General features: G+C 49.7%; 24 protein-coding genes and 1 tRNA gene. 15 read left to right on the top strand and 10 right to left on the bottom strand.

Annotated elements, in window-relative coordinates; all coding sequences use genetic code 11:
* The first annotated feature begins 309 nt into the window (after nucleotides 1-309).
* Genes AC1S5B_RS03540 through AC1S5B_RS03530 form a run of 3 tightly spaced genes read left to right on the top strand, consistent with a single transcriptional unit; the run spans nucleotide 310 to nucleotide 2,975 of the window.
* Complete coding sequence (locus tag AC1S5B_RS03540; RefSeq protein ID WP_482034346.1) at nucleotides 310-2,325, top strand: ATP-binding protein; 2,016 nt, start codon at nucleotides 310-312, stop codon at nucleotides 2,323-2,325.
* A 60-nt stretch (nucleotides 2,326-2,385) separates the two neighbouring features.
* Nucleotides 2,386-2,538: a hypothetical protein gene (locus AC1S5B_RS03535; RefSeq protein WP_482034345.1), complete on the top strand. Its 153-nt coding sequence runs from the start codon at nucleotides 2,386-2,388 to the stop codon at nucleotides 2,536-2,538.
* Nucleotides 2,539-2,567: 29 nt separating this feature from the next.
* Nucleotides 2,568-2,975 carry a cupin domain-containing protein gene (locus tag AC1S5B_RS03530; protein WP_482034344.1) on the top strand — a complete coding sequence of 136 codons (408 nt, stop codon included), beginning with the start codon at nucleotides 2,568-2,570 and terminating at the stop codon, nucleotides 2,973-2,975.
* A 235-nt stretch (nucleotides 2,976-3,210) separates the two neighbouring features.
* On the opposite strand, the gene AC1S5B_RS03525 is transcribed toward AC1S5B_RS03530, so the two are convergent.
* From AC1S5B_RS03525 to AC1S5B_RS03510, 4 genes are all read right to left on the bottom strand, one after another.
* Entirely contained in the window at nucleotides 3,211-3,456 is a 246-nt protein-coding gene (locus AC1S5B_RS03525; RefSeq protein WP_482034343.1) for a hypothetical protein, read from the bottom strand.
* A complete protein-coding gene (locus AC1S5B_RS03520; RefSeq protein WP_482034342.1) occupies nucleotides 3,453-3,965 on the bottom strand; it encodes a CdiA C-terminal domain-containing protein in 513 nt (170 codons plus the stop codon). Before AC1S5B_RS03520 ends, AC1S5B_RS03525 begins: the two co-directional genes overlap by 4 nt.
* 288 nt (nucleotides 3,966-4,253) lie before the next feature.
* Entirely contained in the window at nucleotides 4,254-7,412 is a 3,159-nt protein-coding gene (locus AC1S5B_RS03515; protein WP_482034341.1) for a CAAX protease, read from the bottom strand.
* A complete protein-coding gene (locus AC1S5B_RS03510) occupies nucleotides 7,409-8,032 on the bottom strand; it encodes a hypothetical protein (protein WP_482034340.1) in 624 nt (207 codons plus the stop codon). Before AC1S5B_RS03510 ends, AC1S5B_RS03515 begins: the two co-directional genes overlap by 4 nt.
* 269 nt (nucleotides 8,033-8,301) lie before the next feature.
* On the opposite strand from AC1S5B_RS03510, the gene AC1S5B_RS03505 reads away from it, so the two are divergent.
* The 10 genes from AC1S5B_RS03505 (at nucleotide 8,302) to AC1S5B_RS03460 (ending at nucleotide 19,368) form a co-directional block, all read left to right on the top strand.
* Entirely contained in the window at nucleotides 8,302-8,910 is a 609-nt protein-coding gene (locus AC1S5B_RS03505; protein WP_482034339.1) for a 2OG-Fe(II) oxygenase, read from the top strand.
* An 88-nt stretch (nucleotides 8,911-8,998) separates the two neighbouring features.
* Nucleotides 8,999-9,703: an HAD family hydrolase gene (locus AC1S5B_RS03500; RefSeq protein ID WP_482034338.1), complete on the top strand. Its 705-nt coding sequence runs from the start codon at nucleotides 8,999-9,001 to the stop codon at nucleotides 9,701-9,703.
* A gap of 52 nt (nucleotides 9,704-9,755) precedes the next feature.
* Nucleotides 9,756-9,828: transfer RNA gene (locus AC1S5B_RS03495), tRNA-Ala, on the top strand.
* Between the two features lie 219 nt (nucleotides 9,829-10,047).
* Nucleotides 10,048-11,853 carry an ABC transporter ATP-binding protein gene (locus AC1S5B_RS03490; protein ID WP_482034337.1) on the top strand — a complete coding sequence of 602 codons (1,806 nt, stop codon included), beginning with the start codon at nucleotides 10,048-10,050 and terminating at the stop codon, nucleotides 11,851-11,853.
* 118 nt (nucleotides 11,854-11,971) lie between these two features.
* A complete protein-coding gene (locus AC1S5B_RS03485) occupies nucleotides 11,972-13,264 on the top strand; it encodes a P-loop NTPase fold protein (protein ID WP_482034336.1) in 1,293 nt (430 codons plus the stop codon).
* A gap of 5 nt (nucleotides 13,265-13,269) precedes the next feature.
* Nucleotides 13,270-14,820, top strand: a complete 1,551-nt coding sequence (locus AC1S5B_RS03480) for a tetratricopeptide repeat protein (RefSeq protein WP_482034335.1) — start codon at nucleotides 13,270-13,272, stop codon at nucleotides 14,818-14,820.
* 53 nt (nucleotides 14,821-14,873) lie between these two features.
* Nucleotides 14,874-15,134, top strand: coding sequence for a hypothetical protein (locus AC1S5B_RS03475; RefSeq protein WP_482034334.1), 261 nt, complete (start codon nucleotides 14,874-14,876; stop codon nucleotides 15,132-15,134).
* Nucleotides 15,089-15,355: a type II toxin-antitoxin system RelE family toxin gene (locus AC1S5B_RS03470; protein ID WP_482034333.1), complete on the top strand. Its 267-nt coding sequence runs from the start codon at nucleotides 15,089-15,091 to the stop codon at nucleotides 15,353-15,355. The genes AC1S5B_RS03475 and AC1S5B_RS03470 overlap by 46 nt, the downstream gene beginning before the upstream one ends.
* Before the next feature lie 28 nt (nucleotides 15,356-15,383).
* The gene (locus AC1S5B_RS03465; RefSeq protein ID WP_482034332.1) at nucleotides 15,384-15,659 is read left to right on the top strand and encodes a DUF2442 domain-containing protein; all 276 of its coding nucleotides are present in this window, start codon (nucleotides 15,384-15,386) and stop codon (nucleotides 15,657-15,659) included.
* A gap of 682 nt (nucleotides 15,660-16,341) precedes the next feature.
* Nucleotides 16,342-19,368, top strand: coding sequence for a CHAT domain-containing protein (locus AC1S5B_RS03460; protein ID WP_482034331.1), 3,027 nt, complete (start codon nucleotides 16,342-16,344; stop codon nucleotides 19,366-19,368).
* Here AC1S5B_RS03460 and AC1S5B_RS03455 read toward each other — a convergent pair.
* Nucleotides 19,335-20,138, bottom strand: a complete 804-nt coding sequence (locus tag AC1S5B_RS03455) for a hypothetical protein (RefSeq protein WP_482034330.1) — start codon at nucleotides 20,136-20,138, stop codon at nucleotides 19,335-19,337. The genes AC1S5B_RS03460 and AC1S5B_RS03455 overlap by 34 nt on opposite strands.
* A 199-nt stretch (nucleotides 20,139-20,337) precedes the next feature.
* Here AC1S5B_RS03455 and AC1S5B_RS03450 point away from each other — a divergent pair, with 199 nt between their 5' ends.
* The gene (locus AC1S5B_RS03450) at nucleotides 20,338-21,435 is read left to right on the top strand and encodes a protein kinase domain-containing protein (RefSeq protein ID WP_482034329.1); all 1,098 of its coding nucleotides are present in this window, start codon (nucleotides 20,338-20,340) and stop codon (nucleotides 21,433-21,435) included.
* Nucleotides 21,436-21,521: 86 nt separating this feature from the next.
* On the opposite strand, the gene AC1S5B_RS03445 is transcribed toward AC1S5B_RS03450, so the two are convergent.
* From AC1S5B_RS03445 to minD, 5 genes are all read right to left on the bottom strand, one after another.
* On the bottom strand, nucleotides 21,522-21,845 hold the full coding sequence (locus AC1S5B_RS03445) for a YkvA family protein (protein WP_482034328.1): 324 nt from the start codon (nucleotides 21,843-21,845) through the stop codon (nucleotides 21,522-21,524).
* An 88-nt stretch (nucleotides 21,846-21,933) separates the two neighbouring features.
* Entirely contained in the window at nucleotides 21,934-22,971 is a 1,038-nt protein-coding gene (gene fni, locus AC1S5B_RS03440; protein WP_482034327.1) for a type 2 isopentenyl-diphosphate Delta-isomerase, read from the bottom strand.
* 102 nt (nucleotides 22,972-23,073) lie between these two features.
* Complete coding sequence (locus AC1S5B_RS03435; RefSeq protein ID WP_482034326.1) at nucleotides 23,074-23,937, bottom strand: shikimate dehydrogenase; 864 nt, start codon at nucleotides 23,935-23,937, stop codon at nucleotides 23,074-23,076.
* Between the two features lie 22 nt (nucleotides 23,938-23,959).
* Nucleotides 23,960-24,445, bottom strand: coding sequence for a cell division topological specificity factor MinE (minE, locus tag AC1S5B_RS03430; RefSeq protein ID WP_482034325.1), 486 nt, complete (start codon nucleotides 24,443-24,445; stop codon nucleotides 23,960-23,962).
* Between the two features lie 30 nt (nucleotides 24,446-24,475).
* Nucleotides 24,476-25,282 (bottom strand): septum site-determining protein MinD, encoded by an 807-nt coding sequence (gene minD / locus AC1S5B_RS03425; protein ID WP_482034324.1) that lies wholly within the window; start codon nucleotides 25,280-25,282, stop codon nucleotides 24,476-24,478.
* 225 nt (nucleotides 25,283-25,507) lie between these two features.
* On the opposite strand from minD, the gene AC1S5B_RS03420 reads away from it, so the two are divergent.
* Nucleotides 25,508-25,711 carry a type II toxin-antitoxin system HicB family antitoxin gene (locus AC1S5B_RS03420; RefSeq protein WP_482034323.1) on the top strand — a complete coding sequence of 68 codons (204 nt, stop codon included), beginning with the start codon at nucleotides 25,508-25,510 and terminating at the stop codon, nucleotides 25,709-25,711.
* Nucleotides 25,712-25,915: the final 204 nt, after the last annotated feature.

The following is a 25,915-nucleotide window of genomic DNA, read 5'->3' as shown; positions in this document are numbered from 1 at the left end:
GCAGAGGGTGAAGCATTGCTAATGATATAGCGAATCCCTGGAACCTGGAACCTGACTCTGCAACCTGCCGTCTCAAACTTCATTCATATCTTGATCCTTTATGTGAAGCCTCAATAAGGTCAAAGCGTTTGGTATACGAAAATATACGGAGTTTACGTAAGATAATAAGGCGATCGCATCAGTTTTTCCCTCGCTCTGCATTGCACCCTGCACTATGAGGTGACTAAATAGGGTGGGGAGCTAGATGCTGCGGTGCCTGAAGTGTCACAGGGTCTCTATTTTTGAACTCATAAAACCCTTAAGCTTAAGATGCCTGTTGATTTACGCTGGTGGCGATCGAATCGATTAGAACACCCTTCTTTTATGGCTCGTGCTTCGTCTAAATTTTCTCAAACCAAAGTCTCTATGCAATTAAACGACTCTACGCAGTCATTGGAGCGTCAGCTTTGGAATGAACGCTGTGTGGCGTTGTTAGGGCAGCAGATCGCTGACTCTGTAACTGCTTATTTGCAAGATGAACAGGCAATCACACCCGATAGTGTTGAGCAAGCTGAACTGTCGCTTTTCCAACGGATTACCTCGGAGTTGAGCCGTTTGTTAGACGATACACCCGTTGCGATCGCCCTGCCAGCGACCCAATATTCTAAAACCGAATTTGTGGTGTCCTGTGTTGCCGGGTGTGAGCGATCGTCCTTACTGTGGAAATTACCTAAAGGCAAACCGATTTCTCTAAAGCAAGGACAACCGATCAGCCGCGCAAACATCGCCAAGTTGCAGCAGCAGGTTGATTCATCAGGGCAACCCCCATATCGCGTTTGTGAAATTCGTGGAGAGCAGTGCGAAGCATGGCTGCTGATGGGGCATGCGATCGATGATCTCAGTAATTCCTCGGATGATTCGCTTCCGTTGCCCTGTGACTATCAGACCTTGGAGCGAGTTGCTCAACAGTGCGGGGCGGCACTCCATCAGATTCGGCTGATTGCCAGCCAGCGTCAGAGCTACCAAGCGCTACAGGCAAAGAATCAAGAATTGGAGCAGACCAATCAGCTAAAAAATGAGTTTCTTGCCAACACCAGCCACGAAATTCGCACGCCCTTAAGCTCTATTTTGGGGTTTACTCATCTCTTGCAGCAACAGGGCTTTGATCCATTGAATCTGCGCCACCAAGAATATCTCAGAATTATTTTGAGTAGTGGTCGGCACCTATTAGCGTTGATTAACGACATTTTGGATTTGTCTAAGATCGAAGCCAATCAGATGACCTTGCAATGGGAAACAGTTGATATTGCGGAACTCTGTAACGTGTGCTTGACCTTAGTCCGCGAAAAAGCCAGCGACAAAGGACTGAGTGTGCAGTTAGAGTTGCAGCCTAGCCTGAAAACAGTTGGAGCCGATGGTTTACGACTGAAGCAAATGCTGTTTAACTTGTTGTCGAATGCGGTTAAGTTTACGGTGCGGGGCACGGTGGGGCTACAAGTGCGGTCTACGGAGGGGCACGTTCACTTTACGGTGTGGGATAGCGGTACTGGAATTTCACCCGAACAGCAGGCGTTTCTGTTCAAACCTTACTCCCAGATTGCTAACGCTGCCGTAGAGCGCAGTGAAGGAACCGGGCTAGGATTGTTACTGACTCAAAAGCTTGCAGAGCTTCACGGTGGGTGGGTTGAGGTTCGCTCGGAACTAAATCAAGGATCTCGGTTTACAGTGGTGCTGCCGTTCCAGCCGATTGAGTTAACCAAAGATTTTGAGGGTGATGAGGCGCAAAATAATGTGCCTCAATTTGCTCCCGCGATCGCCCAGCCGCACCCCATTCATCAGGGAATTGTAGCGAAACAAGGAGTGTCAGAAACCGTAAAAGCACAGGATAGAGCGATCGCGATAGATGATCCTGACCCCATGCCAGCCGCATTGTTTGCAAGTGAGATGAGGGACATACAAGATATTGCATTTAATCGGGTGGTGGTGGTAGAAGACAATTTTCCCAACGCGAAATTGATGCTGACCTATTTAAGTCGGTTGGGCTATGAGGTCACTTGGGCAAAAGATGGCACGGAAATGTGGGCGGCGCTGGAGCGATCGCTGCCTGCGGTAATTTTGATGGATGTGAATTTACCGGATGCTGATGGGCTGGCTTTGACGCGGCAATTAAAGCAACATTCTCGCTATCAAACGATTCCGGTGATTGTGCAAACGGCAATGGCAATGAAGGGCGATCGCGCTGTTTGCCTAGAATCTGGAGCCGATGACTATATTTCTAAGCCGCTTGATCTAGAGGCTCTGGCAAAACTGATGATGAAATACACAGAGCTTGGGCTAAAGGCATAGCCATACCCACGCTAATTTAGAATAAATTAAACTGAATCCTATGCCAACATTGCGCTTCCGATGGGCAACCAGAAATTGAACTTTTCAAGTCAATTTGGCAAGGACTGGAAGCTATATCTTTTGTGGCAAGGAGTTCAGATGAAGCGATCGCTGTTAGAAGACTGGGTAACCGCGATCGTGTTCTACGAGTATATGTGCGTAGCAGAAATCTAGTTACTTACGAAGTCAAATTGGAGTGAAGCATGAATTCAGACAGCGATATCGTTACCGTAAGACCGGAAATGACAATAGACACGCTTCAGAAACTACCAAATTATGTTGGTATATCCGCATTGACGGCGGGTGCTAAAGGGATATCTATGAACATGGTAGTCATCCCGCCCGGTGCTAAAGCAGAACCACATTTCCACAAAGGTTTTGAGACCGCAATATATCTGTTGAAAGGCAAGGTGGAGACTTTGTATGGTGAAAACCTAACAAAGTCAACTGTGAATGAGGAGGGCGATTTTATCTTTATCCCGGCAGGGGTTCCTCATCAACCCCGAAACCTGAGTGATAGTGAATCTGCCATAGCAATCGTGTCTCGCAATGACCCAAATGAGCAAGAGAGCGTTCAGATTTATTACCCAAATAAAAATGATCCTGGCTAACAAGTCGTAGGAGCGGAATGAAAGATTAGACGGTGGGTGATGAGATCGGGATTTGCGCGTCTGCTCAATCGTCAGCCTAGATGGCTTGCTAACTCCCCTTGGCAGTCAGGGCATGGATAAATAGGGGCAATGGTCAACTGCGATCGCGGTGCGCGTCAAGATTCACCACCTGCCGAAATTGCTTCATCATTTCAGCCCATTGCTCGTTGTCAAACAGGAACGATGATAAAGAGCGCTATGCAGGGAGATGATACAAACTGTGATCGGTTGCACCCGACAATGCAATTTCATAGGCATCTTGCCACTCCGTCCGTCCGCCCAGCAAATCTTCTAGCATATGGGCTTCTGTAAAGGTGAGTTCACCTACTTCTAGCGCATAGGAAATCCGCCCCACCAAAATCAATCTGGCATCACGAGGAGCTTCATTTTTCAGCGCTAGTTCGACAATTTCTTTAAAGTCTTCAAATCGTTGCTTGCTCATGATTCAAAGCGGGTGCGATCGTAAACGTCCATGCTACCGTCTCTAAAGATCAGAACTACCTTATCGATCTGCTCAGCCGTATCTAAATCCAAGTCTCTCTTAATTCCTCGTTCAATTTCACTAAGGTCATATTCTGATCTGTCACTATGGTATCCGACATTCATAGCGCTTTGCTTCATCGCTTGTTTAATTCCCGCCTGAACTCGATTTGCTAGGGCTGTTGCGTCCTCAGTTAACCGCTTAAAATCCCACAGCACACGCTCGATTTCAGCATCAGGAGTCTTCACTCCTTCAGGTAAGCCAATTTCTTTCAGCAGCCGAACTCGCTTTCCCTGTTTAGCAAACGCTTGGGCGACAAATTGCTCAGACTGAATATCCTGCTTGCCATGCTGCTCATGAGTCAGAACAAACCCACCTGTTTGCTCATCGAAATAAGTTCGTTGATACTCAGATTCAGCGCTTTTATAAAGTTCTTGGCTTTTGAAAATATATCGTTCTTGCTTTGCCACTTGCTTACTGCCTCCAATGCATATCTATAGGAAACAGATTCGCATAGGTGCGCCGCTCCAAATAGCGTTCTTGGCAAGATGCAACCCTAGATATGGATTGCTGATACCAAGTTGCAGCTAAATACGTAACTTTGAGATAAGCGCTGAGTGCTGAGTGCTAGGTACTTTCATAAATTCTGATAATTACGCTTTAGAAAACGACTTGGTATGAAATATAAGGTAGTGAGCAAGTCGAATTGCCCATTCCTCACGATTTGTTTTCTATCTTGTGTCGCACTACCAAATGTTTTACCAGCCAAAGGGGGTTGGGGCGATCGGTTCAATGTCGGGATCATTGCCGCCGATTTGGTTGGTTCGCAATACCCAGAGGGTGGCACCCTGGTCGAGAAACTGTTTTGCGATCGCTTCACTGGCAACGCGGGGTAATAGAGTTCTCCAGCTTCGCAACCCGATCGATACGCCTTGAAAAAAGTCTTCCTCTGGGCTAATCCCCAGATTGAATTCGTTGTTAGACCAATCCGCCCGCGCAGCACCAAATGGCAGTAGTTTTCGCCGAATTCCTTCCGTCAGTTTTACCAGTTGCTTAAACCGCTCCGCTTCGCCAGGGTCATCTTGCAGTTCTTCCACAAATTTAGGGTCAGATGCGATCGCATTCCGAACTCGCTTGAGCGCTGCATACAAAGCCTGGTTAGAATCCTGACAGCAATTGTGCGCGGGTCCCACATAGGTGCCGCCCGTGCCGTCGCCAATTCGGTATCGCGCGATCATCACTTCAAGCTCATAAAGCAGCACGTTTAGCACAGAATATTTCTTGCCATACACATCGAATGCACCTGTGAAGGCTTCTAGTTTGATCAGCACATCGCAAACGGGACGATTTCCTAACCAACCCACCTGGCGATCGCCCATAAATCGATTCCACGCAAATCGTCCGGCGACAATGCCATCAATGTTATGGGTGTAAACCTGATGGTATTGAATGTCAAACTTGAGTTCATTCGCTAGCGGCTCCCGGATCACCGTCGCCATCCCATAGGAAGAATGTCCAAAGAAGATGGGTGTTCTGGCGGCAGGTTCTCGTTTTTTGCCGCCAATGCCCCCGTAAACGTGCAAAACAAGGGCGCGATCGCCTTCTTTCCAAAAATCAGATTCTAGGTTTTGGGTTTCAGGTTTCAGGTTTCGGGTTTCAGGTTTCAGAGGGGACACAGGTTCCAGGTTTCGGGTTAACTCCTGCGGAGACGCTATGCGAACAGGTTTCAGGTCATGGTCAGGTATGGAATCCTCTGCCCCCCGTTTCCTGCTCCCTGTTCCTTGTTCCCTGTTCCCTGTTCCCTGCTCTTCTCCTACCAACATCACCGACTTAATCTGTCCTTTTTTTCCTTTGACTTGCCATGCTTGTTTTTTGAGATAGCGCCAAGATGATTGTTTGCCAATGATGATTTTATCTGGGGAAAGACGGAACAGGGCGCGGGGCGCGATCGCCTGCACGACAAACATTCCGCTGGCATCTTTCGCGCCGTAGATGTACCATCCTGTCTGATTCAACGGCATTTTTTCAATGTCGTGAGTGGTGGAAGGATAGCTGCCATATTTGGACAAAACGACTTGGGGAAAGGCAACGATTTCTTCAACGCCGTCAAATTGGTGAGTGGCGCGATCGTAGTGAGCCACCCGAAATAGTCGAGCGGTTTGGATTGCCGGAGCCGCTAGGATCGGTGTTTCAGGGGCGTTTGTGACCGTTAAGGTTTCTACGGCTGTCTGAGCTTGAAGTTCGGCAACCTGAAGAATTTTAACTAAGGCATAGTAGCGTCCCGTAATTTGCACGGGTTCCTGGCGAATGCAAAGCCGATAGACAGGACGTTCCTCTGGAGTGAAAACTTCTACTTCTTGGACTTCTACGAAGTCAGGCAACGCTACGATCACATCATCATTGGGTCTTGCACCTGCCAAAGATTCTAGGGGATTAACCTGCTGCCAATGGTTGAGGCGATTGGGATGAATTACGCCTTGACGCTGACTGTCTTCCGCTTCTTGGCTAAAATGCACGGCTTTGGTGGTCGTTTTCACAAAGCGCTGAGTGATTGGATCATTGCTCCAGCCTAGGGGAATGACTTGTCCGACTAGGTGCTGATATTCTGCTGGCGCGTGATGCACTTCAAACCAAACTCCTCGTAGGCTGTAGCGCTCTTGTGGGCTAGGGAGAATCAGCCGTCCGATCCAAGGCGCGATCGCCTGATATAAATTGGGGTCAACCGTCTGATCCAGCGGATAAAACTCTGGTCGATTAAAGGCGGCTTGCTGATACAAATCATAGTGACTAGGCGTAATTGCCTGAGCCGCAGACACCACCGCTGAAGTTTCCTGAAGAATGCCAGAAATCACTTCAACCGTTTGCTGCAAGTGAGTTCGTCCATCGGGTAAGCGCGCTTCTGCCCCATAGGGACCCTCGGCGGCATTATGTCCTACGGGACCCAGTGAAATGAAACTAATTTTGCCCCGTGCCTTTGCCCGATTCCAGTACGACAAAAACAGCAGCTTCCAACGGCGTGGAAAGATAACCGGACCTTGTTTCTCAACTAAATCTTTGTCGCCAACAAGGTGATAAAGATGCTCCACTGCTAGCAGATTATGATTGCCGCTGATCACCCCCGCCAAAGACACCAACTCGATCGGGGCTTCTAGTGCCCGCTTTAGATAGGGAGCCGCACCCGCCGCCATTTGTCCGCCACCGCTATAGCCCAAGATCGCGATGGGGATGCCACACCCTCGCTGATAGCCATGATGAATCAGGCTGTCGTACATCATTTGAGCCGTTGCCTGGTTGTAGATCGGTCCATAGCGTTGATCGGCTGCTACGCCCACAATCAACGTGTTGCGAATGTTGATGGTAACTCCAATTAAGAGACCCAAAATACCCCCGGAAGCGGTCATTTGATAATGATCCGCTTTGCGCCAAAGAAACGATAGCCAGCGATCCTCAGTCAACGGCTTATTGAGGACGCTGTAGGGCATCAGACCGCGAATCAGGGCAATGTCAGCGGGTAGAGCGGTGGCTAACTCATTCAAAAAAATCTCTACTTCGGGTAGATATTGGGAATGGGATTGGCAGATCCCATCTAGATAAATCACATATTTACGAATGTCCGTATAGTCAGGAATCGGCTCTTCTAGCGTGCCGGGATAGCTGGTTGTATCTAGGTCATCGTCGTACCAGCCTGCCCACCAACCCAATGCTTCCAACGGCACCAGCAATCCGGCAAACATCAGGGTGATGATCAGAATGAAAATCACTTGGAGGGAAAAGTTCCAGGTTGCCACTAAGCCCGTGATTGCCAAGGCGATCGCCAGCCAAATGCCCTGAATCACAGTGCTGAATCCAATCACTAAAGTAAGGATTAGGGCAAATAAACCTAGCCCAATCCAGCGAGAGATTCTACGGTTGCTCACGATCGCCGCCCCTGTTCAATGATGCGTTCTAAATCTTTTAAATCAGTCACCAGTGGCACCCCGGCGGCAGAATTGCGAATCCACCGTCCAATGGTGGTTACGGGTCGCCCTACGGTTCGTTCTAGCACTTGCAGCACTGCCCAGCCCAACACGCCGCACCAAAATGCTTGCCACAAATCTAAACCGAGGGTAGCTTGGATGCCAACTAAAAAGGCGAGAAAGCTCCAAATGGAAAGGAGGATAGAAATGGGAACACCGAGATAGGGCAAGGCAATGAAGATGCCAAAAATTTTGGGCGCAAAAGAGATTGCTAGGGTGATCAGGAGTTGGGCGAAGGGTGTAGAGATTTCAAAAAAGAGTCTGAGCACAATCCAGGTGCTACCTGCCCAAAACAAAAAACCGAAGATGAACAAAATCGCCGCGATCGCCAAGCTCAACACAAATCGCAGTGGCTTGACCCGATTGACAAACAGCACAATCCCTTGGGCGATCGCCTCAGACAAGCCAGCTAACAGCAGCACTCCGAAAGATATGAGTCCACCAGAAGGCGATTGCACCAGGTGCCGATACGCTGCTGGATTCAACGAAATCGCCCCAACCCCAATATCCCAGAGGTTCATGACACTAAGCTCCTGAGTCAATGGCTATGCTGGATCAATGATTACCCGAAATGACCCGGAAAACCAGCCTTTTGAGTTTTGGGTTTTAAGTTTTGAATTTTGAGTTTTAATCCCTTTCGTTAATCGCCAGTTGTCAATCGCTAATCCTCAATCGCCCCCTCAACCGCCCACAGTCGTCTACTCGCCTAAAATCGCTGTAAGATGTATCCTCGCGCGCTTGCATGAGCCTGCTCTGCCCCCTGAAACCCGACCCCTGACCCCTGCCGCCCGTGAGCTATTACCGTCAACAGTCGAATGTGTTTTCTGCCGATGACCTGAACGATTTGAATGGCAAAATTTTGGCGTGTCCTTACTTTACAGTCAATAATCTCAACCGCGATTTTGTGGGCACTAAAGGATTTTCGATCGCGTTTCAGCGATCGCAGCTTGCCGAAGTGGAACGCCAATTTCCGTTTTTTAGCGCCTACCTAAATTTAGCCCTTGAACCAAGCTGTAATGCGTTTTACCTGAATCCGCTTTTGTTAAAGGAAGGTTCTCGCGTTGATCCGCACATCGATCGCTCCTTGCGTTCCTATTGCAAAACCATTGATCCCCCTGCGATCGTCAGTGTGTTGTATGTGCAGGTGCCGGACCCGCTTCAGGGCGGCGAATTGGTTTTGCGAAACCATCGGCAGCAAGTGGGGCAGATTAAGCCGCAAGTCGGTAAATTACTATGGTTTCAAGGCGATTTGACTCATTCGGTGAATGCGGTGAAAACGCCTGGAAGTCGGCTCAGCTTAGTCTGTGAGCAATACAACCTGGTGGATACAGAACTGGAGGATATTCCACCATTTGAGATCGAGTCTAGAGTGCTAAAACCAAAACGCAGCGGTAGATAAGTGCTGCGTGCGAGGAAGTGGGGATGAAAGATTTGCGTCTCTGCAATGTGATAGGTTGCATCATGGAAGGGTCGTACTGTTGCTAAAGATGCTGAAAGCCGTTCTGTTTGACTTCAATGGGGTGATCATCAACGATGAAGCGATTCACGACAAGCTAATCGATCAGTTGTTGATTGAAGAAAATCTGCGACCCAAACGCGGCGAACTGCGCCAGATTTGCTTGGGGCGCAGCGATCGCGCTTGCCTTAGCGATTTATTTGCCAATCGCAGCAGAATTTTGTCTGATGCAAACCTAGATAGACTCATCAGCCGTAAATCCGCAGCCTATCAACAAGAACTTGCCAATTTAGAAAAACTGCCGATCTATGCAGGCTTGTCTGATATTTTGTTTAATATCCATGCCGCCCAACTCAAACTTGCCATCGTTACTGGCGCGCTGCGATCGGAAGTGACCACCGTATTAGCACGGGCTGAATTAACAGACGAGTTTCCGGTGATTGTCTCCGGTGATGAGCCGTTTCCAAGCAAGCCAGAACCCGATAGTTACTTATTGGCGGTGAAGCGCCTGAATGAATTTTATCCAGAGTTAAATCTACTGCCTGCGAATTGCTTGGCGATCGAGGATACTTTTGCTGGGATCACAGCTGCCAAAAAAGCAGGCATTCCGGTCGTCGGCGTTGCCAATACTTACCCGTTTCATATGCTGCAACGCTGCGCCAATTGGACGGTGGATTACCTCTCTGATTTAGAATTAGAGCGAGTTCGCCAAACCTACGATCGCGTTGCGGCTTAAATCCCTTCCCTGCAAGTCAGTGATAAAATGGCTAAGCTTAGGGCTTAGGCTTGGGGAGTTAGCTCAGTTGGTAGAGCGCTGCGATCGCACCGCAGAGGTCATCGGTTCGACTCCGTTACTCTCCATTTCTTGTTGTTGTACGTTCGCACATTAAAGGAGCTTCTCTTTAGCCCATGTGTAACTTTCCCGATTTGCCTCACCCTAAATCCCGCTCTGGGAGAGGGATAGGGACTTTGACTAATTCTTGCCCCCCGCTATCGCTTTGGGAGAAGGGATTGGGGATAAGGGCTAATTTTAGTTGTACACCGCATTCTCTTTATAAAATGTGAGGCTCAGCGATCGTCATGCAGCAGTCAGATAGTCAAGCAGATACTCAAAATTCCTCAATGCAATCGCTTCAGCGAGTACTGAAGAGTCTGAATGCATACCGCTGGCTGTCGCTGGGGGCGTTGTCTAGCCTGCTGCTGTTGACGGCAGCAAATGCGGTGACTCCGCAACTGTTTCGCTGGGGAATCGACCAGGGGATTGCAAAACAAGATTTGCAAATTGTGCTGTACAGCGCTGGGGCAATGGTGATCACCGCGATCGCCCGGGGCGTGTTCAACTTTGGACAGAGCTTTTGGGCGGAAGCTGCATCTCAAGGAGTTGCCTATGATTTGCGAAACCGGATTTTTAGCAAAATTCAAACCCTCAGTTTTAGCTATCACGATCAGGCGCAAACGTCACAACTGCTAACCCGTGTGACCAGCGACATTGAGCAAATTCGCACGTTCTTAGGCACTAGCCTGATTCAGGTGCTTAGCTCCGTGGTGACGCTGGTGACAATCGCCGTGATTTTGCTAGTGATGAACTGGCAGTTAGCCTTGATTACGCTGACGGTCGTGCCTATGGCGGGTTGGCTGTTAGCCCGATTTCTGACGCGCAACGGCAACCTGTTTCGCCAAGTGCAGGAACAATTGAGCGACCTGAATGCCATCTTGCAGGAGAACTTGCTGGGGGTGCGAGTGGTGAAAGCGTTTGTGCGAGAGTCTGCTGAAGCGCAGCGCTACACGGCGTTGAATGAGGCGCTGGTGACGGCGAATATGAAAACCATTCGGGCGATTCATAATACGTTTCCAGTGATTTTTTTGCTGAGTAATTTGGTCACCCTGGTGGTGTTTGGCTATGGCGGGGCGCAGGTGATTGGTGGCAACTTTTCGATTGGCGAACTGGTAGCGTTTAACTCCTATTTGCTGGTGATTTTGCAGCCGATCTTGCTGATTGGCTTTGCAGCACCGGCGATCGCCCAGGCGGCGGCTTCTGCGGAACGGGTCTATGAAGTGGTGGATGCCAAGGTGGAAATTCGCGATCGCCCCGGTGCGGTGCCGTTTGAAACCTGTGGCGGCAGAATCACCTTTGAAAACGTCTCGTTTCGCTATCCGGGAGCAACGACTGAAGCGCTGAAGGGCATGTCGTTTGAGACGAAACCCAAGGAACTAATCGCCGTGTTGGGCATGACGGCTTCGGGCAAAAGCACGATTATGAACCTGATTCCGCGCTTTTATGATGTGACAACCGGAGCCGTGCGGATTGATGGGCGGGATGTGCGAGATTTTACGTTGGCAAGCTTGCGGTCGCACATTGGCATTGTCTTTCAAGAAACAACGCTATTCTCTGGCACCCTACGGGAAAACATTGCCTACGCCAAACCCAACGCCACCCTGGAGCAAGTGATTGAAGCGGCAACCACAGCGCAAATCCATGACTTTATTGCCGCCTTGCCCGATGGCTATGAAACGATTGTGGGAGAGCGAGGCGTGGGCTTGTCGGGGGGACAAAAGCAGCGAGTGGCGATCGCCCGAACTCTGCTGACCGACTACAGCATTTTGATTTTGGATGACAGCACCTCGGCGGTGGATGCCCAGACCGCATCCCAAATTCAGGCAGCCTTAGATGACCTGATGCGCCGCCGCGCCTGCGTTACCTTTGTCGTCGCTCAACGCATCAGCACCGTGCAAAACGCCGATCGCATTTTTCTAATGGACAAAGGACGCTTGATGGCACAGGGCACCCACGAAGAATTGATGCAAACCAGCCCATTGTATGGCGCAATTTTGGAGTCGCAAGTGGCGCGATCGCCGGAGCGATCGCCCGCAAAGCAAGCCATTTGATCAAAACGTAGACCAGGCGAAAGGTTGCAGGAGTGGAGGCATAGGTTTGTAATCCCACCGTGCAGCGCTTACTCTCTATGTCAGTATGATGGAAGGTAAACACAGTCTTCCTGGTGCAATGAACGAAGCCCGCCTTGCCATTTTTCAGCAAGCTTATCGAGATCTGGATCTGTTCCCCCTGATCGAGCCAAAGGAGATTGAAAGCTTTCGGGTGGACTATGGACGCGAGGTGTTGGTGCGACTGAGGCAGGAAGTGAATGCTTCCGTCAAGGATCAAAAATTTGTATTTGCCGGACATCGCGGCTGTGGTAAATCGACCTTGCTGAAGCGGTTTGCGATAGAAATGCAGCCCCACCACTTTGTCGTGTTTTTCTCCATTGCCGATTTGATTGAGCCGTCGGCAGTCACCCATCGAAATATTTTGTATGCGATCGCCCTACAACTTCTGAGCGCCGCCACTCAACAGAACATCCCGATTGCAGAGGACATTAAAGAAAGCTTGTTGGGCTGGATAACTACGACTCACAAGCAAAAATCGGAGAAAACTACCAAGTCTGAAATCGGGTTCGGGCTTGATAAATTGCTTCCGATGGCAACCCTTAAGTTTCAGCAAGAGCAGGCATTTCGGGATGAAATTGAGCGGGTGTATGAAAAGAGGGTCGCAGATTTAGTCGGCAAAGCGGATCGGATTGCGGCGGCGATTCAAACTACGACCCAAAAGCCTGTACTTGTAGTGATTGATGACCTCGACAAGCTGGATTTGGATCTCGTCGAGTCACTCTATCTCAACAACATTAAAGTGTTGTTTTCACCTGGATTCCGAATTGTGTTTACGATTCCGATCTCGGCAACCCAAGAGCCAAAAGTGATGGGAGCGCTGACTTCAGAAGGCATTGTTCGCCCCTCGTTGTTTCCGGTATCCAAGTTTTATGCCAAGCCAGACTGTCGGAATCCCCAGGCAGAGGCGATCGCCCAAACTGTGGAACTCTTTCTAGCGGTCTTAGCTAAACGCATTCCCGCAGACCAGATTGAACCCGAAACCGCCCGCAAAATGGTGCTGAAGAGTGGCGGCGTGATGCGCGAACTGGTACGCATTGGGCGAGAATGCTGCACCGAATGTATGGTGCAACTGGAGCTAGAACCCGATCGCACCGATCTGAAAATCGATGATCAGATTTTGACGGTGGCGCTGCGGAATCTTCGCAATGACTTTGCTCGCCAAATCGGCACAAAACTGTTTCCCGCCCTGGTGCAGGTTTACGAGACGCTGAATAACGAAGAGACAGACAGCGATGCCTTTGTGAAATTGCTGCATGGACTGATGGTGCTGGAGTATCAGAATGATGCTCTGTGGTATGACGTACACCCGATTGTGGTGGATTTGCTGCGACAGAAGGCGCTGATTCAGTAAAAGCCATGCCCCAGCCTGCCACCACTGACTCCTCGGAACTCGCCACTGCCAACCAGCGCAGTTTGCGGCGACTGGTGCTATCGGTGCAGGCAAGTTTGCATAAACTCAATCTGCTGATTGCCGTCTGTGATAATCCCCTGTATCGGGATGAACTAATTCGCACCTATGAGGCAGAACTGACCGCAATCGGCATTGCCTGTTATCAGGCACGGTTGGATCGCCAGCAGCCCAGTCTCAAGCAAAGCCTGCTGGACTGGCAAACCCACACTCCCGATTGGCAGGAAGCCTCAACGCTGGTGACAGTGCGCGGCGGCGATGAACTGCTATCAGTCCGCTTGCAGCAACCCAAATCTGCCCAGGAGAAATTCTTCTTTTCGGTGCAGTGGACGCGGGAGGGTTTACGAGATTTTCAGTTTCCGATTGTGCTGTGGGTAACAGAGGCAGTGGCACAGGGTTTAGCGCAGCAGGCTCCCGATTTTTGGAGTTGGCGCGGCGGCGTATTTGAATTTGCCCAGCCCATGGCGTGGCAGGTGTCCGATCAACCGCAAGGGAATGAACCCGAAACCACTTATTTCCCCGAAACTCTGGCAGACCCCACCGAGCTAGAGCAGCAAATTGCTGCCCTGCAAGCCGAAGACCCTGATTCACCCCTGCTAGGCAGTTTGTATCAAAGTTTGGGTGCAACCTATTACAACCGTTTACAGCAGGGCATTGCAGTAGATCGCCCCCAGGAAGAGGCAAAGGTGATCGCTGCCTTTCAAGCCGCGATCTCGCGCCGTGAATCCCTCACTGACCAAATATCCTTAGCCTCCAGCCTCGGTTATCTGGCATTACTCTACACATCGCAGGGACGCTACGGGGAGGCAGAACCGCTGTACCTGAGAGCATTGACAATCAGCGAACACCAACTAGGCGCAGACCATCCTGATGTGGCAACTAATCTGAACAATCTGGCAAATCTCTATTGTGATCAGGGACGCTACGGGGAGGCAGAACCGCTGTACCTGAGAGACTTAGCAATCAGTGAACAGCAATTAGGCGCAGACTATCCTGATGTGGCAACCAGTCTGAACAATCTGGCATTACTCTACAAATCGCAGGGGCGCTATGGGGAGGCAGAACCGCTGTACCTGAGAGCATTGACAATCAGTGAACAGCAGTTGGGCGCAGACCATCCTACCTTGGCAATCTGGCTGAACAATCTGGCATCACTCTACCGTGCTCAGGGACGCACCGGAGAGGCAGAACCGCTGTTCCTCAGAGCATTGGCAATTAGTGAACAGCAGTTAGGCGTAAACCATCCGAACGTGGCAACTAGGCTGAACAATCTGGCAGAACTTTACCGTGCTCAGGGACGCTACGGGGAGGCAGAACCGCTGTACCTAAGAGCATTGGCAATCCTGGTTGAGAAACTGGGAGACGACCATCCCAATACCCAAACGGGGCGGCAAAACTTCCGACGTTTCTTGCAGCAGGTGATGCAGGCGGGGCAAACGGCGCAACTATCGCAGCATCCGCTGACGCAAGACCTGTTGCGTCAGATGCAGGAGCAGTGATAGTAGCTCATCTACTACACTAGAATTCACACCGCTAATTCCGCTAAATTCCCATGCAAGTCAAAGACCTCACTACTGACGAACTCAAAGTACTGATTCGCGAAACTGTATTGGAAGCGATAGAAGAACTCCTGCCCGATCCTGATGTAGGGCTAACTGTTAAACCAGAGATTGAGCAAAGTCTGTTGGCAATTCGCAGCCGTCGAGAAACGGAAACTGTTGGTATTCCCGCAGCAGAGGTTGCCCGTCGATTGGGTCTTAAAGGCTGGTGGGTTATACCGTTATCTATGAACCGGATGCTTTTGCTGATTTAGAAAAGCTCTCGCAAGATGTTCGTCAACGCATTATCAACAAAATTAATTGGTTGGCTGAGAACTTTGAGCAAATCACACCTCAACCCTTGTCGAATAAATTATTCGGCTTTTTCAAATTGAGAATTGGCGATTATCGGGTTATTTATGAATTCAGCCCTATAGAAAAGACCGTCACAATTGATCGAGTGGGGCATCGCAGTCAAATTTACGACCTTATGTAGAACCGATTCAACCTGTGAAGTAAGGTTTATGCTTAAAGACATCGTGGCGGTTAAACCGTTAGCAGGCTATCAACTCTGGCTGCGCTTTGAAGACGGCGTTGAGGGAGTTGTTGATGTCAGCCAGTTGATTCAGTTCTCCGGCATCTTCGCCCCCTTGCAAGACCGAGCAACATTTGCCCAAGTCGAGATTCATCCAGAGCTAGGCACCCTCGTTTGGCAAAATGGAGCTGACCTTGATCCAGATGTGCTGTATGCCATTGTTGCTAAAAGCCCCATTCCAGATTATTCCAGAACAGCCCGGTAAAAAATTAGTGTGGGTGCCAGGAAATGGTTTATTACAAGCGATTACAGTCAGGAGCATGAAATGACCGAAGGGCGATCGCTCAATCCAGGTTCTTCAGGGACGACTAACTAAGATAGACCCCTATTGAACAAGTTTTTTGAAAGTTTTTGATCGCGCTGGCAAAAAAAGACCCCAATCCTTTGGGGGATCAGGGTACTAAATTAGGGTGCATCTACCACTCCATACTTCTTGCCACAAAGGAACAGTCCGGATGGTTTCTCAAAAAGTTTTTAGAGTATGGGAAATGGGTAAAAATTTGAACGCGATCGCCGTGGTTCTTGGCTATGGGTCATGAGATCCCCTCTAAGAAATTACACTTAGCGAACTGACACAGCCCCGATTGAAGTTTACGCAGGCTTCATATAAGTTGTGGATATTTGCAGATTATTATCTTTATGCGCCACAGTAGAAGAATCAAGAGAGTGTTGTTTAAAGCTTTCTAGCAAGCAACGGTCATTTGGGGTGTTAAACGAGCATCCTAGAACCTAAATAGCTTGTGTGAAAAATCTATGAAAAGTTGGTTCAAATTGCGTTTCTGTCTGATTAAGGCGGTCAGTCGTTGTTTACTAAAGGTGGACGCGATCGCCCTAATTGCCGCGATACCTTGCAGCACCAACGCCTATAGTCTTCTGGGAGGATAGTTGTGACCCAGGAATTTCACCTTTCTGTCACGCCAATTCGAGAAAATGAATATTTGGTGCGAACTGAAGACGTTGCGCCCGGTGTGCCGTTGGCAGAAGAACAGGTCATTTGGTCGGTCGAAGATTGGTTGACTGAAGCCAGTCGATTAATGGGTGACCCGCTGATCGGCTTGCTGCAACATCCAACAATGCCCGGTAGTTTTAATTCTGCATCCCTGCGATCGCCCACCGATGGCACTCTATCCACTAACCTAGCGACCTTTGGGCAACGGCTCTACAGCGCGGTGTTTCAAGGCACCATTCGAGATAGCTGGATGACGGCTCAAGGCATTGCCCAACATCGGCGGGAACGGCTGCGCTTTCGGCTGGGTTTGAAAGGAACTCGGCTGCATCGGTTGCCGTGGGAAGTGCTATATGCCGGCGATCGCCCCCTCGCAACGGGAACCGATGTCGTTTTCTCTCGCTATCACTCCAGCTTTTCCATTGTTAAATCACACCGATCTGACCCCAAAGCCTTTACGAGCGAATCGCCCCATACCCTCAAAATTTTGATGGTGTTAGCCGTTCCCGCCGATCAAGATGCCTTGGCGCTCAAGCAAGAAGCCGAACAGCTAAAACAAGAACTGCAAGTCTCCTCCAGGGGGGCTGGTCATCCCACTATTGAACTGACCATTTTGGAGCAGCCCGGACGAGAGCAACTGACTCAAGCTTTAGAACACAACCATTACCAAGTTTTACACTACGCCGGACATAGCAACCTCAGCGCGGCGGGCGGCAACCTTTACCTGGTCAATCGCCGTACTGGATTAAGTGAGGTGTTGAGTGGCGACGATTTGGCAGGGCTGTTGGTCAACAATGGCATTCGGATGGCGGTGTTTAACTCCTGTCGGGGCGGGTATTCAGCTACGGTAGAATCGAGCCGTGAAGCCGAGGGAAATCTGGCTGAGGCGCTGGTCAAACGAGGAATTCCGGCAGTTTTGGTGATGGCAGAGCGCATTCCTGATGAGGTGGCGCTGAATCTGAGTCGGTTGTTTTATCGCAATTTAAAACAAGGGTATCCGGTCGATCTTAGCTTGAGTCGATCGCGTCAGGGCTTAATTTCTACCTATAGCTCGGATCAGCTTTATTGGGCGCTACCGATCCTCTACTTGCATCCTAAATTTGATGGCTATCTGCAACCCATTCCCTCTAGTGCGGTGAATCATGGCATGTCTCTCGATGCCCCCTCCCCTGGTGGACTGTATGATGGCGGTGAGGTAGCCATGCCGCCCTTGCCCTTGCCTCAGACTCTTTCAGGGCGATCGCAGTCCGTAGAAAAGCCAGTAGAAAATCCTTCTTTCCAGCCTCAGATTGAACTCAGTGAAGCCGATTACTTCCTAGAGTTTGAGGATTTGGAGTTTGAAGATCTAGAGTTTTCGGTCGAAGAAGACGATGTAATCAAACTGGTCAATGCGTTAGAAAAAGCCAAAGACTTGGAGCTTGCCAAAGAGCAAGATATTTCCGCTCGTTGGATGGATGAGGTTTCTGATAGCCCAACGGTGTTGGAGCCAGAGGAACCCTTATTGCCGGCGATTCCTGGCGAGGATTTGCTGGCGGATGGTGATGCAGACACGAAGTTAGACGACTATTGGACGCTGCCCGATCGCCCCGATTCGCCGCCTTCTGATCAATCCGGTGGCTATTCTAATCGTGCGTCTTTGTCCTACTCTAATTACACGGCTACCGCTACGATCGCTCAGCCTGTGGATGTGAAAGTCTACTCTGAACTGGAAACTGTGCTAGCAGAAATGGGCACTTTGACCGATGCGATCGCGGCTGGAAACCGAGCCGTGCAGTCCAACCCAACCAGTGCTGATGCCTATATTAATCTAGGTTGGGCGCTCTATCAGCAGGGCTATTTAGCCGAAGCGATCGCGGCTTATCACCAAGCGCTGCACCTCAACGCCAGTTCGCCAGTTGCCTACAATCGGCTAGGGTTGGCGCTCTATCAGCAAGGCAACCTCCAAGAAGCAGTGCAAGCCTACACCCAGGCAGTTGAGCTAGATCCACACTATACCGATGCCAGCAGGAATCTAAAGGCGTTGTTGTATCGCCCCAGCTTATCTTTCTCGTCACCTGCAACATTTCCAGCAACAGTACCTGCTAAATCGTCTCCAGTTGCCCCGATTGGCTCCAATTCAGACACGACTGCAAAATCCTCCGCGACGGCAAGCAAACCCCAGCGATCGCTCTTTTGGCTAGGCTCGAGTATTTTTGCGCTGTCTGCCTTGCTGAGCGGGTGGGCGTTTCATGCCCAAATTTTAGAGGCGATTCCCAGCATTCCCTTACCTCCAGGCATGGCTCCAAGTCCAAATCCATCGAGCGGAAATGAGTTGAGCCAGACGAGTTCTACTGCCTTAGTTGCTTTAGCCACCGAGCAGATCAGCCAAGGCAATATCGACCAGGCGCAACCTGCGATCGAATTACTCTTAGATCGAGGGTCGCGCAAAGAAGCAGAAGCCATTCTCAATGCCGTTTCGAGTAAAGATGCCAATCCCAGCATCAATTTTCTGAGGGGCAGATTGGCATGGGAACTTTGGCTGTCGGGCGATCGCGCTTATAGCGCTCAAAAAGCTAGCATTCAAACAGCGCGTGATTTTTGGGATGCTGGGTTAAAAGCGCAACCCAATCCTCGCTACCAAAACGCCCTAGGGTTTGCTTATTATGCCGAGGGTAGGTTTGATCTCGCCGAGCAAGCCTGGTCACAAGCCCTGATTTTATCTAGAGAAAACCCCCAGTCTACCCGTGAAAATCTTGCCCCCAATCGAGAAACTTTACAATCCTATGCAGGACTGGCATTGGCATCGCTTAAACTAGCAGACAATCAACCCCCAGAAAAGCAAGCCGCCGCCCGTAACGTTGCGATGAAACTACGACAACAAGTTCTCGCCGCTGACCCTATAAACTTTACTCCCGCCGCACTGCGACTCACCTGGATGTGGTCTGAAAAAACGATTCAAGACTGGGAATTATTGTTAGGCATGAAGTGAAGCGGATATCGCCGGCGTAAATCCATGGCATCGGCGAGTCGTGCCTCACCCCAATCGAGCGGCGGCGTGTCTTCAAGCGGCATCAGGGTGACTGGAACTGGCTCCGCTAGATCGTTGGGAGGCAAGGGAACGTCAATATACTGCGTTGCCGCAACCCATTCTACAGGGAATGTTTCAACAGCCAATGTTTCAATAGGGAATGCTTGAACTTGCGGCGATCGCTCTAGTTGCATAAAGGGCAATGCTTCCATCGGTTCGTAGGGTTTAAGCCGCTTTGCAGTCTGTGGGGAATACCCCAAGTGGCGCTGCGATCGCGCCTCTAAGGTTGGCTGCATCGTTGCAATGGTTTCCTCAAACTCACCTTCAACACCAATATCAGCGGTTTCCATCTCAATGGGCTTGATGTACTGGGCAAGAATAAAGCAGCTTGCCGTACAGCTCAGTGCGATCGCGCCAAACACCCACAGCGGCAGTTGTCCGGCATCGGGAACCGGTTTAGGCATTGGCTCACCAGCTTTCATCTTGGAATTCTGGGCGATCGCGTTGGGTGGCAAACTCTCAGTGTTTGGGTTCATTAAACTGCTAATGGCAAATCCAGACGGCAATGCGATGGACATCCAGATCAGGCTCCAAAAAATGATTGGATGCTGCTTCAAGCGATCGCTCACGCTGAATAATGGCTGAAAACGGCTTTTCCAAGAATGATCAAATGACTGGGAAATGGCATTGCCTGAAACATTCACCGTCTTAAAATGTGGCTGCTTGACCATGGGCTTAAACAGAGATTAAACAGTTGAGTCGTGCAAGAATCGCTCAAGAATCGCTTAGTACGTTTATCTCTGAAGTTAACATTCAAAAACTGACTTTTGGATTAAACGGAACTTTGATTGGTAAAGATTTACCCCAAGCTCCCCGTTTTATTCATAGACTGGAAAGGAGAATTCTTAAAAATCGGGTTTTGGCTATCCAATGGAATTTTCGCTGGCTGATGTAACCAATTTTCGGGCAAACGTGCTGCGTCAGACTCCCTTGGGTAGATTATGTGGCACGAAGCAACGGTTTCGCGATCGCTATGAAATTTTGAAAATTTTAGGACGCGGCGGCTTTGGAGTCACGTTCTTAGTCCGAGATGTCGCGCTGCCGGGGGAACCGCTTTGTGTGATCAAACAGCTTTGCCCTAAAGTGAGCGATCCAACAGCCTTGCAGCGCGCCCGTCAGCGATTTCAGCAAGAAGCCAAAACCCTAGCTAACCTTGGCAGTCATGCCCAGATTCCGCTGTTGCTGAATTATTTTGAGGCTGAAGGCGAGTTTTATTTAGTCCAAGAATTTATTTGCGGTAATACGTTAGCCAAAGAAGTGCGGCGATCGGGAACGTTTACTGAAACTGCTGTTAAACAGTTTTTGCGTGAGATTTTACCGCTGCTGCAATACATTCACGACAATAATGTGATTCACCGAGATATTAAGCCGCCCAACCTGATTCGATGTAAAGATGACGGTCGGCTGGTGCTGATTGATTTTGGTGCTGTCAAAGAACACATCGCTCAAGCGGAAGAATCCAGTCTTCGGCATTCCACAACTCAGTTTGTTGGGACGGTTGGGTTTGCGCCCCCTGAGCAGTTAGCATCCCGCCCGGTCTATTCCAGTGATCTTTATGCCGTGGGAATTACCTGTTTATATTTATTGTCTGGCAAATCACCGTTAGATTTTGATTATGAGTTTCTGACGGGCGAAGTGCGCTGGCGAGACTATGCAGATGTGAGCGATCATTTGGCGCGAGTGCTGAGCAGAATGCTGAAAATTTCTGCCCATGAACGGTATCACTCGGCAACCGATGTCATGAAAGCATTGCAGTTAGAGGCAGACTGGGATAACCTACGCACCTGTATGACCGATGTTTCAACGGGGCTTCATGCTAAGCCAGAGCCAGAGTTGCTTCTAGAGGGCTATGTTCCCCCGCTGATGCGCCAAGCTCAGGCAATTCGAGAGCGAAGAGCCAAGTTTCAAGCTAGACAAGCCCATAGCGATCGCGCTCATCTCAAGCTTTACAGCAGTTCTGGCTTTTAAAGCAAATGCCTTAGACGGTTTAATATCTAGGGCATTTATTCAAGCGTATTAAAAAAGGACTGAGCCGCGATCGCATCGCTTAGCATTTACTTCATCGCCACAGCATTCACATCGACAAACGTACCTTCAGCCGCCGTAGCATTTGCCGCAACTTCTGCATCAACCGGATCAACGGGGTTGCTCTCTTTCTTGCCCTTCAATCGGCTTAGTAAGACTTGAGAGAGTTCTGTTACTAATAAAGTTGCAATCACGCCATCGTCAATCCAGCCAATAATTGGAAAGACATCGGGTGAGATATCCAGTGGGCTGACCAAATACAACAACGAACCACCGATGACCCACCAGCGATATTTTGGGTTGCGAATCACATCGCGATACCATTTATACAAAGACTCAATTGAAAAATTCATTTGCTTAACCTTTGACTACACTATTAATCCTGCCAGAGTTGATTTGAAAGATCTGGTGTGGATACCTTCTAGTTTTGTCGTAATAGCATCACTTTGACCTCTGCAATGAGGCAGATTGTTTCAACTCTGCTAGGGTTGCATTTCCAGTACACAGCATCGTGATGGCAATCTCTGCCTGCAAAATTTCCACCAGTTGATTGGTCGCTTCTTCAGACTCGTTTGCCGCCTGCAAAAACGGCATTGCCAGCCCCACCAGATCGGCACCTAGGGCGATCGCTTTTGCCGCATCCAGCCCATTTCGCAATCCACCAGAGGCAATCAGCGGCACGGTTGGCGCAACTGCCCGAATCGAGGTAATGCAATCCGCTGTGGGAATGCCCCAATCTGCAAAGGTTGCCCCCAAACGCTGCTGTCGAGCATCTTGCGCCCGTTCGCTTTCCACCTTTGCCCAAGAGGTGCCGCCTGCGCCTGCCACGTCGATCGCGCTCACGCCTGCCGCGATTAATTTCTCCGCCATCAGCGCTGAAATGCCGTTGCCCACCTCTTTGGCAATCACTGGCACAGGCAACTTTTTACACAGGGTTGCAATCTTGTCGAGCAATCCCCGAAAGTTCGTATCGCCCTTAGTCTGAACGCATTCCTGAATCGGGTTGAGGTGCAATATCAGCGCATCTGCTTCCAATAGATCTACTACCTTGCGGCATTCCTCCAGACCATAGCGATAGTTCAACTGCACCGCGCCCAAGTTTGCAAACAGCAAAATATCAGGAGCCAGCGATCGCACCGTAAACGTGGATGCCACGTCTGGATTTTCCACAGCCACCCGCTGAGAACCCACTCCCATTGCCAATCCATAGCGCTGGGCAACCGCAGCTAGGCGAAAGTTAATGGTCTTTGCTAAATCTGTGCCGCCCGTCATAGAGGAAATCAGCAGCGGACTAGACAACGATTTACCCAAAAAAGTAGTCGTTTGATCAATATCCTGAATATCCAGTTCGGGCAGGCAACAGTGGAGAAAGTGATAGCGCTCTAAGCCGCTGCTCGTTTGACGAAATTGCACATCTTCCTCTAAACAAATTCGGAGATGATCTGCTTTGCGGACTTGAGTTTCTTGTGAAAGATCCATAAGTGGCGAGTGGCGAATAGCGAATTACGAGTGATGAATGGCGAATGACAATGGCGATCGCGTAGCAAATCACCCCAAAAAAGTGAAAGCCATTCTTATCCATTATGGGAGGTTCAAGTATTGCTGAAGCGATCGCCGCATCACATCCACAGGGGCAGGCTGCTGGAGCCAGATTTCTAGGGCGGCGGCTCCTTGCTGCACCAGCATTTCTAGACCATCGATCGCGATCGCACCTTGTTGGGCTGCTTGCTGTAAAAATAGCGTTGGTTTTGGCACATAGATTAGGTCATAGGCGATCGCGCCCGGTTGCAGCATTTCCAGCAGGGAACGTTCGATAGGGGATTGATCGACCTGAGGATGCATTCCCATTGGAGTCGTGTTCACGACTAAGCCTGCTGTGGGTAAAAGCGTTACTAAGTCATGCCACTCATGGACTTGAATTAAAGTTGCCGCGGCTGAATTTGCCCAACTTTGCTGAAAGGCAGCGAGTTTGGCGCGATCGCGTCCAACTACGTGAATTGAGCGACAGCCCAACTCGGCACACCCGGCAACTACAGCACGCGCCGCGCCGCCATTGCCCAAAATCACTACATCGGTTTCGCTCCAAAGTTGATCAAGCTGCTGGAGTGGAGCCAGAAACCCGATCGCGTCCGTATTGGTGCCGCTCCAGCCTTGTTCAGTTCGCCAAACGGTGTTCACTGCGCCGATCTCCTCAGCAATAGGACTAATTTCCGTCAGAAACGGCATGATTGCCTGCTTGTGTGGAATGGTAATGTTAAAACCCTGTAGCCCGATCGCTGCAAACCCTGCGATCGCGGCCGCTAAATTATCGGGTTTGACAGGCAACGGCAGATAAACAAAATCTACGCCCAGATGAGCGATCGCGGCATTGTGCATCACGGGCGATAAAGAATGGGACACTGGATGCCCAATTACGCCAAGTAGCTTTGTTTGACCAGTAATCACAGAATATAAAAAGGAAATGGAATTAAGCTACCGATTCTGGTTTGGCGGGTTCTGTAGGTGCAGGAGAAAATTCAAGATCTGCCACTTCTACAGAACCCTCTAAAGCCACTTCGGATGGGATGGCAGGATCAAGCGTGGCTTCAGTTTGTGCAGTTTCGGGAAGGGGTGCCGCGATCGGGTCGCCTGATTCAGTTAAGGTCACTTCTGGAATGGCAATCTCTGCGGTGGCGGGGCGATCGAGTTCGGTAGAAGAGATCACTCGACGAATGGGCAAATTGGCGATTAGCGCCGTTGATCGCTGATTGCTTTCTAGGGAAAATTCCATACTTTCCGTGTCTAGCTCAACGTAGCGGGCAACTACTTCTAGAATCTCTTTTCGCATGGATTCGATCAGGTGAGGCGGTAAATCAGCGCGATCGTGCGCCAAAACCAATCTCAATCGGTTCTTCACATCATGACGACTGTTAGTTGGGCGAGCAAAGAGACGTTCGATCAGTTCAAATAACATGAAGCACGGGGGTAGTGTGGAGAACGACTTTTAGAAAAGCTTGGTCGAGAACATTTTGCGAAGACGAGAGAGCAATCCATCGTTGGGCACCGTCAGATCCAAAAAGTCAACAGTTTCACCTTCTAGTCTGCGGGCAATATTGTCGAAGGCGGTTCCCGCTAAGGAGGGAATTTCCGACAAGACAAGCGGTTCGCCTTTATTAGTGGACACAATCACGCGCTCGTCATCAGGAACCACGCCAATTAAGGGAACTGCCAAAATTTCCTGCACATCTGCCACGCTCATCATGTCATTTGCCTGCACCATAGCGGGTCGCAGACGGTTAATGATCAGGTGTACCTTTTTAATATTATTGGCTTCGAGTAACCCAATCACGCGATCGGCATCCCTCACCGCTGCAATCTCAGGTGTAGTCACGATTAGGGCTTCTTTTGCTGCCACGATCGCATTCTGAAACCCCATTTCAATTCCCGCCGGACAATCCACCAGCACATAGTTAAACGCTTTCGTCAGCGCATTCACCAACTGCTTCATCTGATCGGGCTTGACCGCATCCTTTGTCCGATTTTGCGCCGCTGGCAGCAGCATCAATGTGGGAAAGCGCTTATCTTTAACCAATGCCTGCTCCAAGCGGCAATGTCCCGCCAACACATCCACGGCGGTATAGACAACCCGATTTTCTAGACCCAACAGCAAATCAAGATTGCGTAGACCAAAATCCGCATCGATCACAATCACCTTGCGACCTCGCTTTGCCAATGCCATACCCAAGTTGGCGGTGGTAGTGGTTTTGCCTACACCACCCTTGCCAGAGGTGACTACAATAACGCGACTCATGGAATGAGGTTCATCACTAAACAACTAAACGCTGGTCATAACCCACAGGCACGCCCTGAGTTATACAACCATATCAAACTTGCCTTCCTTATACTCGAAAAGCGCCAAGATGATGAAAAGTAGGGATTGAAAATTAGAAAATAGATCGCTGCCGATTTAGGTGACTACCGTTGAGCGCAATCAGGGATGATTGTTAGCATAACCTCAGAAATTCGCCATATACCTATGAGAATTAAAGCAATTATTCATCCCGCAGAAGAAGGTGGTTATTGGGCAGAGGTGCCTGCGCTGCCGGGTTGCATTACTGAAGGCGACTCAATGGAAGAGGTAACGGCTAATTTAAAGGATGCGATCGCGGGATGGCTTGAAGTAGCCAACAGCCGTAATCTAGGGGGATTAACCGATCAAGTGGTCGAAATTTCTGTATGAAATCTGTCTCTGGCAAACAGTTGTGCAAGATTGTTGAGTAAAGAGACTGGACTTTGTGGAAAGTCATTTATTTACAAAAAACTGGAAAATATCGCAGTATGTTGTGTTTTATGCTTTAACACAGTCTGCGCGAGCACAAATCAAGTATTGAGTAGGTTTTGTGCAAGTTAGTTAATATATACCAAAGAGATAAAATCCTCGCTT

This window comes from Leptolyngbya sp. CALU 1928 (genome assembly GCF_056784215.1).
This window is presented reverse-complemented; position numbering and strand designations above follow the sequence as displayed.